The organism is Acuticoccus sediminis, from assembly GCF_003258595.1.
Lineage (GTDB): Bacteria > Pseudomonadota > Alphaproteobacteria > Rhizobiales > Amorphaceae > Acuticoccus > Acuticoccus sediminis.
This window is the reverse complement of the sequence record NZ_QHHQ01000011.1, coordinates 30456-44983: the sequence shown is the minus strand read 5'-3', so window position 1 is coordinate 44983 and position 14528 is coordinate 30456. Positions and strand designations below refer to the sequence as shown.

Annotated in this window: 13 protein-coding genes and 1 pseudogene; 4 read left to right on the top strand and 10 right to left on the bottom strand. The window is 65.1% G+C overall.

Annotation, left to right across the window (positions count from 1 at the left end):
* Nucleotides 1-59 precede the first annotated feature (59 nt).
* The 6 genes from DLJ53_RS31205 to DLJ53_RS31180 form a co-directional block, all read right to left on the bottom strand.
* Nucleotides 60-1439, bottom strand: coding sequence for an MFS transporter (locus DLJ53_RS31205; RefSeq protein WP_111352244.1), 1380 nt, complete (start codon nt 1437-1439; stop codon nt 60-62).
* A 288-nt stretch (nt 1440-1727) separates the two neighbouring features.
* Nucleotides 1728-2645: an ornithine cyclodeaminase family protein gene (locus tag DLJ53_RS31200; RefSeq protein WP_111352243.1), complete on the bottom strand. Its 918-nt coding sequence runs from the start codon at nt 2643-2645 to the stop codon at nt 1728-1730.
* Between the two features lie 87 nt (nt 2646-2732).
* Nucleotides 2733-3566, bottom strand: coding sequence for an alpha/beta hydrolase (locus DLJ53_RS31195; protein WP_111352242.1), 834 nt, complete (start codon nt 3564-3566; stop codon nt 2733-2735).
* The gene (locus DLJ53_RS31190) at nt 3563-4342 is read right to left on the bottom strand and encodes an ABC transporter ATP-binding protein (protein WP_111352241.1); all 780 of its coding nucleotides are present in this window, start codon (nt 4340-4342) and stop codon (nt 3563-3565) included. The genes DLJ53_RS31195 and DLJ53_RS31190 overlap by 4 nt, the downstream gene beginning before the upstream one ends.
* An 87-nt stretch (nt 4343-4429) precedes the next feature.
* Nucleotides 4430-5431, bottom strand: coding sequence for an ABC transporter substrate-binding protein (locus tag DLJ53_RS31185; protein ID WP_111352240.1), 1002 nt, complete (start codon nt 5429-5431; stop codon nt 4430-4432).
* Between the two features lie 46 nt (nt 5432-5477).
* Nucleotides 5478-6278 (bottom strand): ABC transporter permease, encoded by an 801-nt coding sequence (locus tag DLJ53_RS31180; RefSeq protein ID WP_111352239.1) that lies wholly within the window; start codon nt 6276-6278, stop codon nt 5478-5480.
* Nucleotides 6279-6406: 128 nt separating this feature from the next.
* Between DLJ53_RS31180 and DLJ53_RS31175 the strand changes: the two genes are divergently transcribed.
* Nucleotides 6407-7108 carry a GntR family transcriptional regulator gene (locus DLJ53_RS31175; protein ID WP_111352238.1) on the top strand — a complete coding sequence of 234 codons (702 nt, stop codon included), beginning with the start codon at nt 6407-6409 and terminating at the stop codon, nt 7106-7108.
* Nucleotides 7109-7807: 699 nt separating this feature from the next.
* On the top strand, nt 7808-7957 hold the full coding sequence (locus DLJ53_RS31170; protein ID WP_244935202.1) for a histidinol dehydrogenase: 150 nt from the start codon (nt 7808-7810) through the stop codon (nt 7955-7957).
* Between the two features lie 395 nt (nt 7958-8352).
* Here DLJ53_RS31170 and DLJ53_RS31165 read toward each other — a convergent pair whose 3' ends face one another.
* Together DLJ53_RS31165 and DLJ53_RS31160 are read right to left on the bottom strand one after the other, a co-directional pair.
* A complete protein-coding gene (locus DLJ53_RS31165; RefSeq protein ID WP_146620154.1) occupies nt 8353-10179 on the bottom strand; it encodes a calcium-binding protein in 1827 nt (608 codons plus the stop codon).
* Between the two features lie 72 nt (nt 10180-10251).
* Nucleotides 10252-10947 (bottom strand): GAF domain-containing protein, encoded by a 696-nt coding sequence (locus DLJ53_RS31160; RefSeq protein ID WP_146620153.1) that lies wholly within the window; start codon nt 10945-10947, stop codon nt 10252-10254.
* 321 nt (nt 10948-11268) lie between these two features.
* Here DLJ53_RS31160 and panE point away from each other — a divergent pair, with 321 nt between their 5' ends.
* Nucleotides 11269-12201, top strand: coding sequence for a 2-dehydropantoate 2-reductase (panE, locus tag DLJ53_RS31155; RefSeq protein WP_111352234.1), 933 nt, complete (start codon nt 11269-11271; stop codon nt 12199-12201).
* A gap of 157 nt (nt 12202-12358) precedes the next feature.
* On the opposite strand, the pseudogene DLJ53_RS36215 reads toward panE, so the two are convergent.
* Nucleotides 12359-12451 (bottom strand): annotated as a pseudogene (locus tag DLJ53_RS36215) (VOC family protein); the annotation flags it as partial.
* An 88-nt stretch (nt 12452-12539) separates the two neighbouring features.
* The gene (locus DLJ53_RS31145; RefSeq protein ID WP_111352232.1) at nt 12540-13364 is read right to left on the bottom strand and encodes an oxidoreductase; all 825 of its coding nucleotides are present in this window, start codon (nt 13362-13364) and stop codon (nt 12540-12542) included.
* 242 nt (nt 13365-13606) lie between these two features.
* Here DLJ53_RS31145 and DLJ53_RS31140 point away from each other — a divergent pair, with 242 nt between their 5' ends.
* Entirely contained in the window at nt 13607-14467 is an 861-nt protein-coding gene (locus DLJ53_RS31140; RefSeq protein WP_111352231.1) for a LysR family transcriptional regulator, read from the top strand.
* Nucleotides 14468-14528: the final 61 nt, after the last annotated feature.

Below are 14528 nucleotides of genomic sequence, written 5' to 3'. Positions count from 1 at the left end.
CGGGAACCGCCGGCCGGGGCCGACGCGGCGGGTCGCAGCGCAGCCTTCGGAGCGCGTGCCTACCCCGCGGTGCGGCCTCTGCGTGTCGCGCTGAAGGCGGCCGACACGAGGCCGAAGGCCGCCGCGACGAGGAAGGGCGCGACCGAGGACGTGCCCCACACCCGAAGGCAGAGCGCCGTCACGATCGCGCCGAGAGTCTGACCCGTCAGGCGGGACATTGCGAGCATCCCGGCCGCCGCTCCGCTCCGGCGCCAGGGCGCCTCGCCGAGCATCACGCGGTTGTTCGGCGTCTGCATCAGCCCGAAGCCGAAGCCGACGATCCACATGCAGGCGGCGATGAGCGCCGCGGACGAGAGCCCGGCGACGGCGAGATAGGCCGCGGCCAGAAGGATGAGCCCCGCCGCGCCGAGCGTGGCGGCGGAGATCCTATCGAGAAGGCGCGCCGACAGCGGCGCCGCGACCATCGTCCCGATCGGGATCGCGGTGACGACGAGGCCCACCGTGACGTGCGAGAAGCCGAACCGGTGTCCGAGATAGAACGGCAGCGCCACGAGGCCGATCATCTGCGCCGCGAAGGCGAACACGGACGTCCCGTAGCTTCGGAGGAGCAACGGGATGCGGATGAGGTCGAGCGGGATGATCGGCGCGACCGACCGCCGCGACAGCCAGATGACCGCGAACCCGGCCGCGAGACCGATGGCGAGGTCGGCGAGCGTACGGCTGCCGACGTGTCCGCCCGTCACGTCGCCGACGGCGAGGAACAGCGCGCCGAAGGCGATGGCGCTGAGGACGCCGGAGGCCCAGTCGAACGGCCGTCCGGAGCGCTCGCTCGCCGGCAGGAAATAGAGGCCGATGGCGAGCGCTGCGAGACCGATCGGCACGTTGATCGCGAACAGCCAGCGCCACGAGCCGAGGGACAGCACCGCAGCCGCCACTGTCGGCCCGGCCGCCGCCGAGATCGCCACGATCGTCGCGTTCCAGCCGATGCCGCGGGACAGGAGGCGATGCGGCCAGACGAGGCGGAGCAGGGCGCCGTTGATCGCCATGATCGCACTCGCGCCGACGCCCTCGACGAACCGCCAGGCCGTCAACGCGCCGAGCGAGTCGCTCGCGACGCAGCCGACGGACGCGACGACGAATATGATGAGCCCGGCCGCGAAGACACGGCGATAGCCGATGATCTCGCCGAGGGCGGCCAGCGGCAGCAGCAGCATGATGATGGCGATCTGGTAGGCATTGATGATCCAGACGGACTGGGCCGGATCCGCGCCGACTTCCGCTGCGATCGTCGGCAGCGCGATGTTGGCGATGGCGCTGTCGAGCACCGCCATGACGAGGGCGAGCCAGACGGCGGCCATCGCGTAGTAGCGCCGCGGCGCGGGCAGCCCGTCCCGCTCCTCCTCGCCGGCGGGGGCGATCCTCTTGTCGATAAGGTCCATCAAGGTGTGTCCGGTGGCCGCGGTCGGGCCGGGGCAGGAAGTGCTCGTGTGTCAGTCCGGTGCAATAGCACGGATCTGGAGCGGCGCGCTGGTTTGGAAAGCCGTGCGTGGCGGATTCGCCCATCCGGCGCCCTGCCCAGTTGAACCGATACCGTCTGCGCCAGAGGTCCGCCGGGGGGTTCAGGACCCGAGCACAGGTTGCCCGGTCTTGACGGAGGCGCAGAATATGCGCCTTAGCGGCTCGGTTAACTCCACGAACCGATCAAGGCTATCCCGGCCTTCCCTCGATCAGTGGCCAAGGGCGCGGGCGGCGACGCAGAGGTCCTGGATCGCGAGGCCGGTGCTGTCGAAGATCGTGCGTTGCCGTGCGCTTTCGCGGCCGGTGACCTTGCCCGCGAGAAGGTCGCCGAGAAGCACGGCTTCGGCTTCGGGCACACCCTCCATCTCACCGAGCGTGGTGGATTGCTCGATGCTGTCGACCACGAGCCGGGCACCTTTGATCAATGCGGGGTTGAGCTCGCGTTTGCCGCGCGTGTCGGCGCCCATCGCATTCACATGGGTTCCGGGGCGGACCCAATCGGCGGGGAACAGGGGTGCCGTCGCCGGGGTGATTGTGATGAGAACATCTGCCGCGCGCACCGCATCCTCCGGCGAGGCGGCCTCCGCCGCGATTCCACGCGCTTCAAGGCGGATGCGCAGATCCTCGATACCCTCGGCGTGTCGGCCCGAGAGGAGGATCCGCGAAAACGGCCGGGCCAGGAGCGCCGCCTCGACCTGACTGGCCGATTGCTTGCCGGTTCCGATGATCGACAAGGTCGTCGCGTCTTCACGCGAGAGCGCGCGGATCGCGATGGCTCCGACTGCGGCGGTGCGCGCCTCGGTCAGCCAGTTGGCTGCCACGGCGCCGATCGGCCGGCCCGTATCGCGCTCGAAGACGAGGGTGGTGGACTGGTGATTGTCCGGCCGCCCCGGGTGCTCCATGTTGCCGGGCCAGTAGCCGCCCGCCTTCAGGCCGACGATGCCAGCGGAGGACAGCTCCGCGGACTTTACGCCGAAGGTGCCTCGCCCGGCCGCCACGCCCTCACGCACGGTGGGGAAGAGACGCGCCTTGCCGTTGGCGAGGTCGCGGAAGGACGCCTCGACGGCCTCCACGGCATCGATCAGGCTAACCCGCGCGCGGGCCTCGGTTTCGTCGATCACGATCATGGGTAGAAATTCCGTCTGCGCACGATCCACCCGATTCTGCGTCCGGCCGCCTGGAGATATGCGTGCTCGTTCGTTGGTGAGGTCCGTTCAGGCGAAGCCGGGAAGCGCCGAGAGGCGCGCGAAGAGAGGTGACGCCGCATCCGCGTACGTCTCCATGATCGAAGAGTGATTTTCGCACGGGGCGACGAGGAAGTCCGCCTCTACCCCGGCGAGCTGGCACTTTTCCGCGTAGAGGGCGGACTGGGCGATCCAGCCGGGGCTTTCCGCACCGCCGACGACGATGTCCATCGCCACGCCCTCGGGCGGGTCCATCGCCATAGGGCTGAGGGCGGCGACGTCGCCGGGATCGAGTCGGATCTCCTCGTTCACCGAGATGGCGGGGACCGGCGTCAGATCGAAGATACCGCTGACCAGAACGAGGCTTCGGACGGAGCCGGCGGTGCGGGCGCGGTGCTCGGGCGCGCTCATCGCCGCGGCGAGGAGATGCGCGCCCGCGCTGTGGCCAGAGGCGATGACACGGCTGGCGTCGAACCCGTGCCGCCCGGCGAGGCCTGGGAGCGCGGCGAGGAGATCGGCCGTCTGAGCTATAATTTCGCGCAGCGTGGCAGCGGGACAGAGCTGGTAGTTGGCGACGAGGACCGTGGTTCCGATCTCGACCAGCGGCGCGGCGACGAAGCTGAAGTCCCGCTTGTCGCGCCCGCGCCAGTAGCCGCCGTGCAGGAAGAGGTGCGCCGGGCCGCCGGGCGTGCCGGGGAACAGGTCGAGTGTGCTCTCGGGGCGCTCGCCATAGGCGATGTCGCCCGCGAAGGCGAGGCGCTCGCGGGTCGCCGCGCTTTCGGCCTCGGCGCGCTCACGGTAACGGGCCGAGTCCGGGGTTGTGACACGCGGGTTGTACTGCCACTCGTGGTCGCGCGCGCTCATGCGGCGACCTCGCGCGCCATCAGGTGATCCCAGAGCTGTCGGCGGTAGTGGGTGAAGGCCGCGCTCTCGCGGATCTCCTCGCCACGGCCCGCGCGGGGGCGTGGAATGTCGATGTCGATGATCGTCGCGATCCGTCCCGGCCGCGCCGACATCACGACCACTCGGTCTGCGAGCATGATCGCCTCGTCTATCGAGTGCGTGACGAACATGATCGTCTTCTGCATCCGCTCTGACAGGGCGAGCATCTCGTTCTGGAGGATTTCGCGCGTCAGGGCGTCGAGCGCGCCGAATGGTTCGTCGAGGAGGAGGATGTCCGGGTCGACGGCAAGGGCGCGGGCGATGCCGACGCGCTGCTGCATGCCGCCCGACATTTGCCGCGGGTAATGATCGGCGAAGGCGGAGAGACCGACGGTCTCCAGCGCAACGCGGATGCGCTCGGCCTGTTCGGCCTGGGCCACGCCGCGTGCGTCGAGCGCAAAGGCGATGTTGCGAGCGGCCGTCAGCCACGGCAGGAGCCCGTACTGCTGGAAGACGAAGCCGCGCTCCGGGCCGGGGCCGCGTATCTCCCGCCCGTCGATCGTGACGGTGCCGGCCGACCGTTCCTCGAGGCCCTGGACGATCCGCAGCATCGTTGTCTTGCCGCAACCGGACGGGCCGACGATGGTGATGAACTCACCCGCTGCGACGTCAAGGCTGAAGCCGGACAGGGCCTCGACTGTCCGCCCCTGGCGATCGACGAAAGTCTTGCACAATCCGGAGATGGAGAGGGTCTTCATGTCAGTCGACTCCGCGGGGCCGGGCATCCTCCGGCCGCAAGGGGGGACCGCGGGCCGAGATCGCCCGCGGCAGTCAGATCGTTCGGTTCAGTTCTCGAACCGCCCGAGCTCGTCCAGGACTTCCATCAGGATCGACTGGTCGAGCACGGCCTCGACCGGCAAGACCTTCGACTGCATCCCGGCGTCGACGTTCAGCTGCTGCATGTACGTCGCGGCTTCGTCGCTCACGATGCCGTTCGGGTTCCAGATGCCGCCGGTGTAGAAGTCGTAGTAGGCGGCGAGGTCTTCGTCGGAGAAGTCGAAGTGCGCCTTGGCGATCTCGAGCGCCTCGGCCTCGTTCTCGAAGATGAAACGGGTGGCCAGCAGCTCGGCGGTGACGAAGCGCTTGAGGACGTCGCGGCGCTCCTCGATGCTCTCGACCGACACGTCCCACGGCAGCATCACGTAGTTCGGCAGTGCCTCGCCGACGACGGAGAGCATGTCGATCCCCTCGGCGCGGTCGGCCTGGGGCGAGTAGGAGGCGACGGTCGCGTCGACAGTGCCCGCGAGGATCGCGTTGCGCCGCGCGCTGGAGCCGGACACGGCGACCCAGTTGATGGTGTCGATCTCGTCCTGCGGCACGCCAGCGTCACGCAGCAGCGCGAGGATGACGACGTGCGGCAGCGAGCCGGGGCTGGAGACGGCGATGTTCTTGCCGACGAAGTCCTCGATCGACTCGATCCCCGCGTCCGGCCGCACCCAAAGCGCGTAGTGGAGGCCGGTGGCGATGCCGCCGATGGTGCGCGCCTCGGCTCCGCGGCCGATGGCGATGAGCGTCTCGGCCATACCGGCTTCGATGATGTCCGACGAACCGGAGATCAGGCTGCGGATGGGGATCGAGGAGTCGGCGATGTGGTCGAACGAAACCTCGAGGTCCTGGTCGGCGTAGAAGCCTTTGTCCTGCGCGACGAACTCCGGGAGGCTGACGAACATCTTCGCCGGAAGGGCGACCGACAGGCGGTCAGCGGCGCGGGCGGCCGGCGCGCTCAGGGCCAATGTCGCGATGGCCGCGGCGAACGCCATGCGCGCGAGTGTGCCTTTGGTCTTCATCAGTCGTCTTCCTCGGTATGGGATGCGAAGCAGGGGCGAGCAGGGGTCAGCGCCAGGCACCGAGGCGGTCCTCGACGATCCGCACGACGGCGGTCAGCACGTTCCCGATGATGGCGAGGACGAACACCGGCACGAAGGCCTTCGCCGTCTCGAACTGGTTGGTGTAGTTGATGATCAGCCCGCCGAGGCCGGCAATGGACGTCAGGAACTCCGCGACGATCATCGCGATGATGCCGCGGGAGACGGCGAGGCGCATGCCGGACGCGATGTACGGCGTCGCCGACGGCAGGACGATGCGACTGAAGCTCATCCACGGGCCGGCGCCGAACGCCTTGCCGATGTCGAGATAGCTCTTTTCGACGTTCCGCACGCCGGCCAGCGTGTTGATGATCACCGGGAACACCGCGAAGAGCGCGATGATGATGACCTTGGCGGTAAAGCCGATGCCGACCCAGAGCATCAGGATCGGCACCAGGGCGATCAGCGGCATCGAGTAGAGCGCGTTGATGTAGGGGTCGAGCGCGACCTCGGCCGTGCGGTTCACGCCCATGATGACGCCGATCAGCATGCCCACGGCGGCGGCGATGGCGAACCCGACCGCGAAGGCCAGCATGCTCTCGCCCGTCGCCGAGAAGAGTTCACCCGTGACGGCGAGCTCCCACGTCGCGACGAGGACCTGGCTCGGCACCGCGACGAGGAGCGGGTTCGCCTGGCGGCCGAAGATTTCCCACAGGCCGAGGATGAGGACGGCGGTCCCGATGCGCACAAGCGTGTCGCGTCCCATGGTCGGCCGTTTGCGGGCAGTGCGGGCCGGTTCGGTGAGGTTGGGCTGTGCCACGTCGGTCATCGAGCGTCCGGAAATTCTGAGCGTGTCACTAGCGTATCCTCGACTTACAGCATGTCAACCATACTGTCTGACAACATGACACGAGGGGACAATCGCGCTATGAGTCGGGCAAGGGGAGAAAACGCCGCATGAACAAGATTCAGCGCATCGCCGCACCGGTTCGCGAGCAGGTGGAGCAGCACCTCCGAGCCGCGATAGAGACCGGGGATCTGCCGCCCGGCGCCCGACTGATCGAGCGCGAGCTCTGTGAATCGTTTGGGGTCAGTCGCCCGCTGGTGCGCGAGGCGCTGCGCCGCCTCGAATCGGATGGGCTGGCTGTTTCATTGCCCGTTGGCGGCATGTGCGTCACGCGGCTTAGCCTGGACGATGCGCTCGAGATCTACGCCGTGCGTAAGGAGCTGGAGGGCCTCGCCGCGGCGGAGTTCACGCTTCATGCCACCGAGGACGAGCGCGCCCGTCTCAAGACAATTGTCGGCGACCTGCACGCGGCGCTCGACGCCGGCGGAGGTCGGCCGCTGATCGATGCCAAGAACGCATTCTACTCGATCATGGCGCGCGGTTCGGGCAATGCGTTTCTGGCGGGGGTCCTGTCCAACATGCACGGACGCATCCGCCTGCTGCGCGGGACGTCGTTGTCGACGCCCGGGCGCAGCGCGTTGATGGTGGCCGAGCTGGCCGAGATCGCCGACGCCATTCTGGCGCGCGATCCGGTCCGGGCGCGAGTGCTGGCCGAGACGCATGTCGCAAACGCCATGGCGGCGACGCGGACGTCGCTCTCGGCCGAGGACGTCGGCGATACCGAGCCCGCTGGGGCTGCGAGGATTGCCTGAGCTGCGCGCGGCTGGTGGCCGGTCTGTCGGACACGTGCCCCGACAGACAATCCGGATAAAGGCCGCCGGAATGGACGACTAGACCACCACCGGCAGCATGATTCCGGATAGGTGGAGGCCGATCGAGACGCCGGCGATTTTCATGTGGTCTTTTCCGTCGGAGTCATTTGCGCAGCAAAGGAGCGCTTTCGATCGCGAAGCACAACAAGTTGGACCCAGTGGCTTGGTCGGTGCCGACGATCGCCGAAAGGGCACTTCTGTCGCGCCGAACGGCCGCAAAAGGTTCCGCCCGCAGGGTTCACTCTACGACCTATCCACCGCCGCTGTCCTTGGAGGCAGCAGCGCGGGGGCAGTGCCCTCCGGCACGATCCCGGCGGGGGTCGCCAAGCGGAGCGTCCCAGGCTGCGTCCGGGCCCTTGGGCGCGTTGCTTTCTGCAATTTCAACGGGTGGCGTACGTCGCCGAGATGTCATGCGGACCAGTCCAGGCGTTTGGTGCGACGGTCGAGCGGTCATCCTCACGTGACAACGGCCGGAGGCATCTACGCGCATCCTCCGCCCGCTAACTCGATGGTATAGTTCGCGTGCCGCACACGGAAATTGATGCCGTGCCCCCTACATGCGCTGGGCGCATAATGAGAATTATGGAACCAGTATACGGATATGACCCACTAAGAAGGCATTCCGAGCGGAACAGATGCGTGCAGGTGATTGCGGCGATGGTATTCGGCACGCAAACGATCGCGCCGGTCGGCATGCTGGCGGGCCCGGGCAACGCCTGCGTGCGGAAAGCCTTGACGCGGCTGACGCGCTCCACCAACGAGGTGAACACCTCGAAGAACGCGCGTTGATGGCGAATGCGATACGCCGGGAGGAATCGGCGCGGAGTTCCGGTGATCTTCGCATTCTTCGAAGCGTTCGCCGCACTCCCTCCGAAGCCGGAACATCGCCGCGCTTCTCGCAAGCCATGCCAGGGTACTCGAACTCCACGAGTTGGAGGTGCAGGCAACGTCGCCGTCGTCTACGACACGGCTGCCGCCACCCGTGGATACCTCTACGGGTGCTCGGCCGGCCCTGACGCCATCGAGCGAAAAGCACGGCACATCCACGTCATCGCGGACACTATGTTAGCGATCAGGACCAGAAGCACACCCTATAGGCCTTCCCGGGATATATGAGATTGAGGAAGACTATATTAGCAGCGATATATCCTTCCGGCTCTCGAACGCTGGCACTCCTGAGCTATTCAAGAGGCAAAAGCCACGAAATCTGAGGCGGAAAGATCCGCAGTATCGAAATCGGACACTACGGCCAGTACATCGCTGCCGGCGCGGATACCGTCAACAGTGATGTTCAGGTCTGCGAAGGTCAGGCCGTCTTGCAGGCCGAAACGATCGGTGCCGACGAGGAAATCTTCGATCAGGTCGTAGCCGGTGCCCTTGGAGAGGACGAAGAGGTCGGCACCCTCGTTGCCGGTGACAGTGTCGACGCCCGCGCCACCGATGAGGGTGTCGTTGCCCTCGTTCCCGGCGAGGATATCGGCCCCGTTGCCGCCGAAAATCGCGTCGTTCCCATCTTGGCCGGCGAGGGTGTCTGCTCCGTCGCCACCGGTCATCGTGTCGTTGCCGCCGCCACCAAACAGGCCGTCGTTGCCGCGACCTCCCGCCATATCGTCGTTGCCGCGGCGGCCAGTCAGGCGGTCGTTGCCAGCGTCGCCGCCCATCCGGTCATGGCCACCCCCGCCAAAGAGGATGTCACGCCCGTCGCCGCCGGACAGGTCGTCGTCGCCAAGCTGCCCCCCGATTGTATCGTTGCCCGCTTCGCCGGACAGGGTATCGTTGCCCTCCGCCCCATAGAGGCGATCGTCGTGGGCGCCGCCTGTCAGGACATCGTTGCCGCGGCGGCCGGCCAGCAGGTCGCTGCCGTCGCCACCGTACAAGTCGTCCGCATCGGCGCCTCCATAGATTGAATCGTTGCCGGCGCCGCCGACAATCGTGTCACTGCCACCGTAGGCCTCCACCACGTCGTTGCCGGCACCGGCGTCGATGTAGTTCGGGGCGTCGTTCAGGGTGATGACGTCGTCACCGTCCGATCCGCCACCGCCAGAGGCGTACGCAGGTGAAAGGATCGTTACAGTAGCGCCAGAGTAGCCGAGATTGCCGTCGCGAATCGCGTATATGAAAGCGTCATAACCGGGGAAGTCGGCGCCGGGGTAGTAACGAATCGTCCCGTTATCTTGTAGCACAGCCTCGCCATAGAGCCCGGTGGTTTCAACGGCGACGGCCAATGGATCACCGTCCGGGTCAGAGTCGTTTGCCAGCACATCAACAGTGACGAAACGGGACGTCTCCTCGATGACCACTTCATCGTCGACCGCCTGCGGCGCGCCGTTTTCAAACCCTATAGGGTAGGCTTCGTCGGCAAGATCCAGATAGTTGAAAGCCCCTTTAACCGTCATTTCGATAACCGGATCGGGCCCGACAAAGCCATCATGGTTCGGATTTCCGAAGATGGCCTTGACGTTCACCGTATTGAGTTTGTCGGTTGGGTTGTCGTTATCAATATCTTCGCCGGAAATTCCTGTTTCGTAGTAGGTTGTAATGTCCACTCTGCCGAAGGAAGATCCGTATCCGAAATAAGAATCGTCAGCCGAGACGTCAAAAACGTGAAGATCATATCCGTTCGTGACTTGAGATTCAACTTTATCATCAACGCTCGACCCAACCGCCGAATACGCCATCGTCAACGTGGCGGAATTCGAAATAATTCCGGCAATCTCCAAACGCAGTGTTTGTTCGCCCGATCGATTGACTGCGAAGGAGTCGAACCACCAATCGTCGATAGGTGTGTTGTCGGTTAGATTGAAAAGGCCAACGTAAAGATCTGCGGTGTCCCCTTCGTAAAGAACGAGGCCTGGGTTCGTGGCCCGGGAGATGGTCGTCCAATCAATGTCTTTTGCATCAAAATTATACTCACTATATAATGAGCGGCCGATGCGGAGGTACGCGCCGAATTCGACGTCAAATCCTTTGAAATCAGTGTAATATTTAACAATATCGTCGAAGTAGTTCACAGTCTCTCACTTGCCGCTAATTTATCCATAAGTGATTGATGTTTATACGAGCGGCACCGGCTTGCCAAGCAGTCACCCCGACTGGACCTCGACCGCCCGGGGGCGGTCGTTTGGAAGAGATGTAACGAAGGGGCACGTGGTCGCGGCGCGTTGGTCGCCCGAGGGGCCGATATCGACCCCCCACGGCGAGGACGTGGAGGACGGTGCCGTCCCTGTGGACGACCCTGTACTCCGCTGGCTGAAAGGTGATCGAGACCGCACCGCCCCTTCGATCCCGCGCGTGACCATGGCGAGATCGTCCGGATGGATGCGGCCCCTGAATGCCTCGAAAGGGACCGGGTTGACGTTGAGGTCGAGATCCAGAATCCGGTAGCACTCGCGCGATCCTCGCGAGAGCAGCGTGCGGGTGTTCCAGCGATGACTTCCCATGCGCCCGATCCGCTGACCCCTCACCATCCAGCTGTTGGTCTCGCGCAGCGCCTCGACGAGCAGCGCGCACTCGAACGAGACCGTGGCCCGCAAGGCCGGCATGGACATCAGCGACACGCACTGGCGCGTGAAAACCGTCCGCCCGGGAGCCGATTCGAGATAGAGGATGCCGATCGTCTGCTCCTGATGGATGAGCGGCTGGCCGAGCAAGGCGATGCCGCGCTCGAGGGCGGGATCGCCTCCGTCCAGGAAGGCGGACCCTTCGGGATAACAGGCGTCGAGCGGCGCCTCCTCTAACTCGGCGCAGAAGCCGAGCCCGAAGCGCGTGTCCACTGCCACGGCGCGCGCACGCCCCTGTCGCCGAGCGGGAAGGTCCCACTCCTGCCCCTGCAGGTCTCCGAGATCGTATCGAAGCTCCTCTCGAAGGAGCCGGGAGACCGGTACCGGGCGAGCGTCCCGAAGGCGCGATTAAGCGGAAACCGAAGTGAGCATCAGGATCGGGTGGCGCCCAAGCAGATCCAGAGCACGGTGACGTCTCTCAGCCGTCGGGTTGCCGCGACAGAATTGAACGGCAAGTGTGCAGTTCTGTCAGTGATTTCCTCGAGGCGACCTCCTACATCTGAGGGGACTCACGTCTCGTGCTGGAGAGCGGATTCACGTATGCGGATTTTGGTACTCGGTGCCGGCGGCATCGGAGGATATTTCGGCGGGCGCCTCGCCGCCGCTGGCAGAGACGTGACGTTTCTCGTTCGCCCTCGCCGTGCCGAAATGCTTCGCGAGCGAGGATTGTCGATCAGCAGTCCTTTGGGGGACGTCCATCTGGCGATGCCGAGCCTGGTCACGGCCGATCAATTGGCACAGCCCTACGATCTCGTGATCCTGAGCTGCAAGGCCTACGATCTGGAAGACGCCATGCGCTCCCTTGCGCCCTCGGTCGGAAGCGAGACTGCGATCCTCCCGCTTCTGAACGGGGTCGCGCATATCGAACTGCTCGAGCAGCAATTCGGCGCTTCCGCCGTCCTCGGCGGGACCTGCTATATTTCGACCACCGCCCAACCCGACGGCACGATCGTTCATATGAACGACATGCACCGCCTGACGCTGGGCGACCGCACTGGCGTAACCTCCTCGCGGGTGGAGGCGATCCACCGCCAGCTGTCCGGAGCCGGCTTCGACGCGGTGCTCAGCGACAGGATCGTCCAGAACATGTGGGACAAGTGGGTCTTTATCGCATCGAGTGCCGGGATGACCTGCCTCATGCGGTCGTCGATAGGCGACTATGTTTCGGCGGGTGCCACGTCGCTGGCGAGTCAGCTTGTCGACGAATGTGTTTCGGTCGCGACTGCTGCGGGCCATTCGCTTGATGACGCTGAGGTCGCGAACGTTCGGTCCTTCGTCACCAAGGCAGGATCGACCATCAAGACGTCGATGTTGCGCGATATCGAGAATGGTGCACCGATAGAAGCGGATCAGATCATTGGCGACATGGTGCGGCGGGCGGCATCGTTCTCGCTGCCCACCCCGATACTCTCGGTGGTCCAAGCGCACCTGAAGTCGTACGAGATCGGTCGCGCGCGACGTCTTGCGGCATGAGGCCAGGGCAGACACTGATCAAACCTGGCCGGAAGGGCTGGCGACCGGCCCAGTCGATCCGATCCGACAGCGGTCGCGACTGAGGTTTATCCGAACTCTCCCACAACGCTGGTATTGGACCGACCAAACCGAGGCGGGTCCCGTTTCCGCGCCCTGCTCAGCCCTCGTCCTGCCACCTGCGCAGATCGGTCCGGTCATGATAGGCTGTGCGCTCGGGTGTGGTTATGAGCTCTATCGTCGTGCCCCAGGCACGAGCTGCTGGGCAAACCCCTCCAGCGCTGCAATCATGATCGCGCTCAACTCCGATGTTGACGCTGAAACTACGGCGAGGCCAGGTCTCAGGGCTGGTCGAAATCCGTGGCGATCGAGATGTCGCGCCAGGCGTCAATATCGCTGCGGAACGCGGCCAGCTTCCGCTCGGCGATCGCGTGCGCGGCCGGGCCGAGTGGCAGATGAAGCGGGGGCGCCTCGGCGTCGACCGCCTGCAGGATCACCGCAATCGCCTTGTCGGGATCGCCCGCCTGATTGCCGTTGTTGGTTTCGCGATAGTGCCTGCGCGAGCTCGCCGCATATTCCGGCATCTCGTTGGCCGCCATCGCAATCGAGCGGCCCAGAAAATCAGTGCGAAACGGGCCAGGTTCGACAATCATCACCTTGATGCCGAACGGTTTCAGCTCGCCTGCGAGCGCCTCCGAAAGGCCTTCCACGGCAAACTTGGCGGCATTGTAGTAACCTGCTCCACCGCTGCCCGCGATGCCGGCGCCGGAGGACATGTTGACGATCGTTCCGCTCTTGCGGCGCAGGACAGGCAGAGCGGCTCGCGTGGTCTCGATCAGGCCGAAGACGTTCACCTCGAACATCGTCCGATACTCCTCGGGCGTGCCTTCCTCGATCGCGCCGAACAACCCGTAACCGGCGTTGTTCACGAGCACGTCAAACCCGCCGAAAGCCTCGTCCGCCCGGGCGACCGCTGCCTTGGCGGAGGCCGCATCCGTCACGTCGAGCGGCAACGTGATCATTCGGCCGGCGAAGGGTGCCGCCATCTCTTCGAGTGATTTGGCATTGCGAGCGGTCGCGATGACCTGATCGCCGCGCAGTGCCGCGGCCAGGGCGAGGCGCCGGCCGAAGCCGCTCGAGCAGCCAGTGATGAGCCAAGTCTTCATTGGTTCTTTTCCGAATTGCTTCAGACGGCGCTCGGCCGTCCGTACCAGGGACGTGAGATTTCCAGGGTCGCGGGATTGGCCGCGGTCGACCAATCCCTTTCTCCAAACCGGGGCCCGGCGGAGCCTGCTGCCGCACCGGTCGCAGGCAACTGGTCTCGGCCGTTGCTGCAATCTGGGTACTTATATTTGTTCTGTGAGTGACAGCGATGTATTCCCGCCGTTCATTTTTGTGAGGGTGTGAGATGGAATGGAGCGACGTCCGAATCTTTCTCGCGGTAGCGCGTGCCGGGACGCTCGGCGGCGCGGCGCGCGCCCTTCGGATCAGCCATCCGACGGTCGGGCGACGGATTCGTGCCCTCGAGCAAGCGGTCGGCCACTCGCTGTTCCAAAGGACGGCGGACGGGCTCGTACTGACAGAGGAGGGCAACGGCATCGTCGCGCTGGCGGAACAGATGGAGGAAGGCGCCGTTGCGATGGAGCGCCGCCTTGCCGGTCAGGAGCAGAATCTCAAGGGCAATCTGCGCATTTCATCCGCGGACTGGTTCGGGGCGTACGTCCTGCCGCCGATCCTGGCTGATTTCTCGCAAGCCTACCCGAATGTCGATGTCGAGATCCTGACCGGCACACGCCTCTTCAACCTCGCCCATCGTGAGGCTGACGTGGCATTTCGCATCGTTCCTTTTGACGCTGCCGACGTGGTTCAGCGACGGCTCTTCCGCCTTGAGTATGGCGTTTACATCGCGGAAGAAGCGCCGGAGCCGGTATATGGCGACGGAACCGGCTTTCGGCTGATCACCCACGACACTTCCACGGGCCATTTTCCTGACATCGCGTGGCTCATCGAGAGCTTCCCGAACGCGCGACCGGTCCTGCGATCGAACAACCGCAACGTCCAGGGGCGCATGTGCAGAGAAGGCGTGGGAATCGCTGTCCTGCCCCGCGTGGTCGGCAACCAGATCCCGGGGATCCGTAGCCTGGACCTGCCGACGCCGCCGCCGGCGCGAGACATCTGGATGGGATATCACCGGGACCTGCGGCGTCTTCAGCGCCTGCGTGCCTTCATCTCCACGGCATCCAACTATCTCGTGAACGCGACCGCATGATGCGCGGCCTCGCAACGCCTCAACCGCCCCCTTGTGTTTCTTAGTGATCACTACATATTAT

Excerpts from the sequence above, each read along its gene's own strand:
- DLJ53_RS31195 (WP_111352242.1), bottom strand. The coding sequence starts at position 3,566 with ATGAGCGCGCGCGACCACGAGTGGCAGTACAACCCGCGTGTCACAACC.
- DLJ53_RS31200 (WP_111352243.1), bottom strand. The coding sequence starts at position 2,645 with ATGATCGTGATCGACGAAACCGAGGCCCGCGCGCGGGTTAGCCTGATC.
- DLJ53_RS31185 (WP_111352240.1), bottom strand. The coding sequence starts at position 5,431 with ATGAAGACCAAAGGCACACTCGCGCGCATGGCGTTCGCCGCGGCCATC.
- panE (WP_111352234.1), top strand. The coding sequence starts at position 11,269 with ATGCGGATTTTGGTACTCGGTGCCGGCGGCATCGGAGGATATTTCGGC.
- DLJ53_RS31205 (WP_111352244.1), bottom strand. The coding sequence starts at position 1,439 with ATGGACCTTATCGACAAGAGGATCGCCCCCGCCGGCGAGGAGGAGCGG.
- DLJ53_RS31190 (WP_111352241.1), bottom strand. The coding sequence starts at position 4,342 with ATGAAGACCCTCTCCATCTCCGGATTGTGCAAGACTTTCGTCGATCGC.
- DLJ53_RS31140 (WP_111352231.1), top strand. The coding sequence starts at position 13,607 with ATGGAATGGAGCGACGTCCGAATCTTTCTCGCGGTAGCGCGTGCCGGG.
- DLJ53_RS31175 (WP_111352238.1), top strand. The coding sequence starts at position 6,407 with ATGAACAAGATTCAGCGCATCGCCGCACCGGTTCGCGAGCAGGTGGAG.
- DLJ53_RS31180 (WP_111352239.1), bottom strand. The coding sequence starts at position 6,278 with ATGACCGACGTGGCACAGCCCAACCTCACCGAACCGGCCCGCACTGCC.
- DLJ53_RS31145 (WP_111352232.1), bottom strand. The coding sequence starts at position 13,364 with ATGAAGACTTGGCTCATCACTGGCTGCTCGAGCGGCTTCGGCCGGCGC.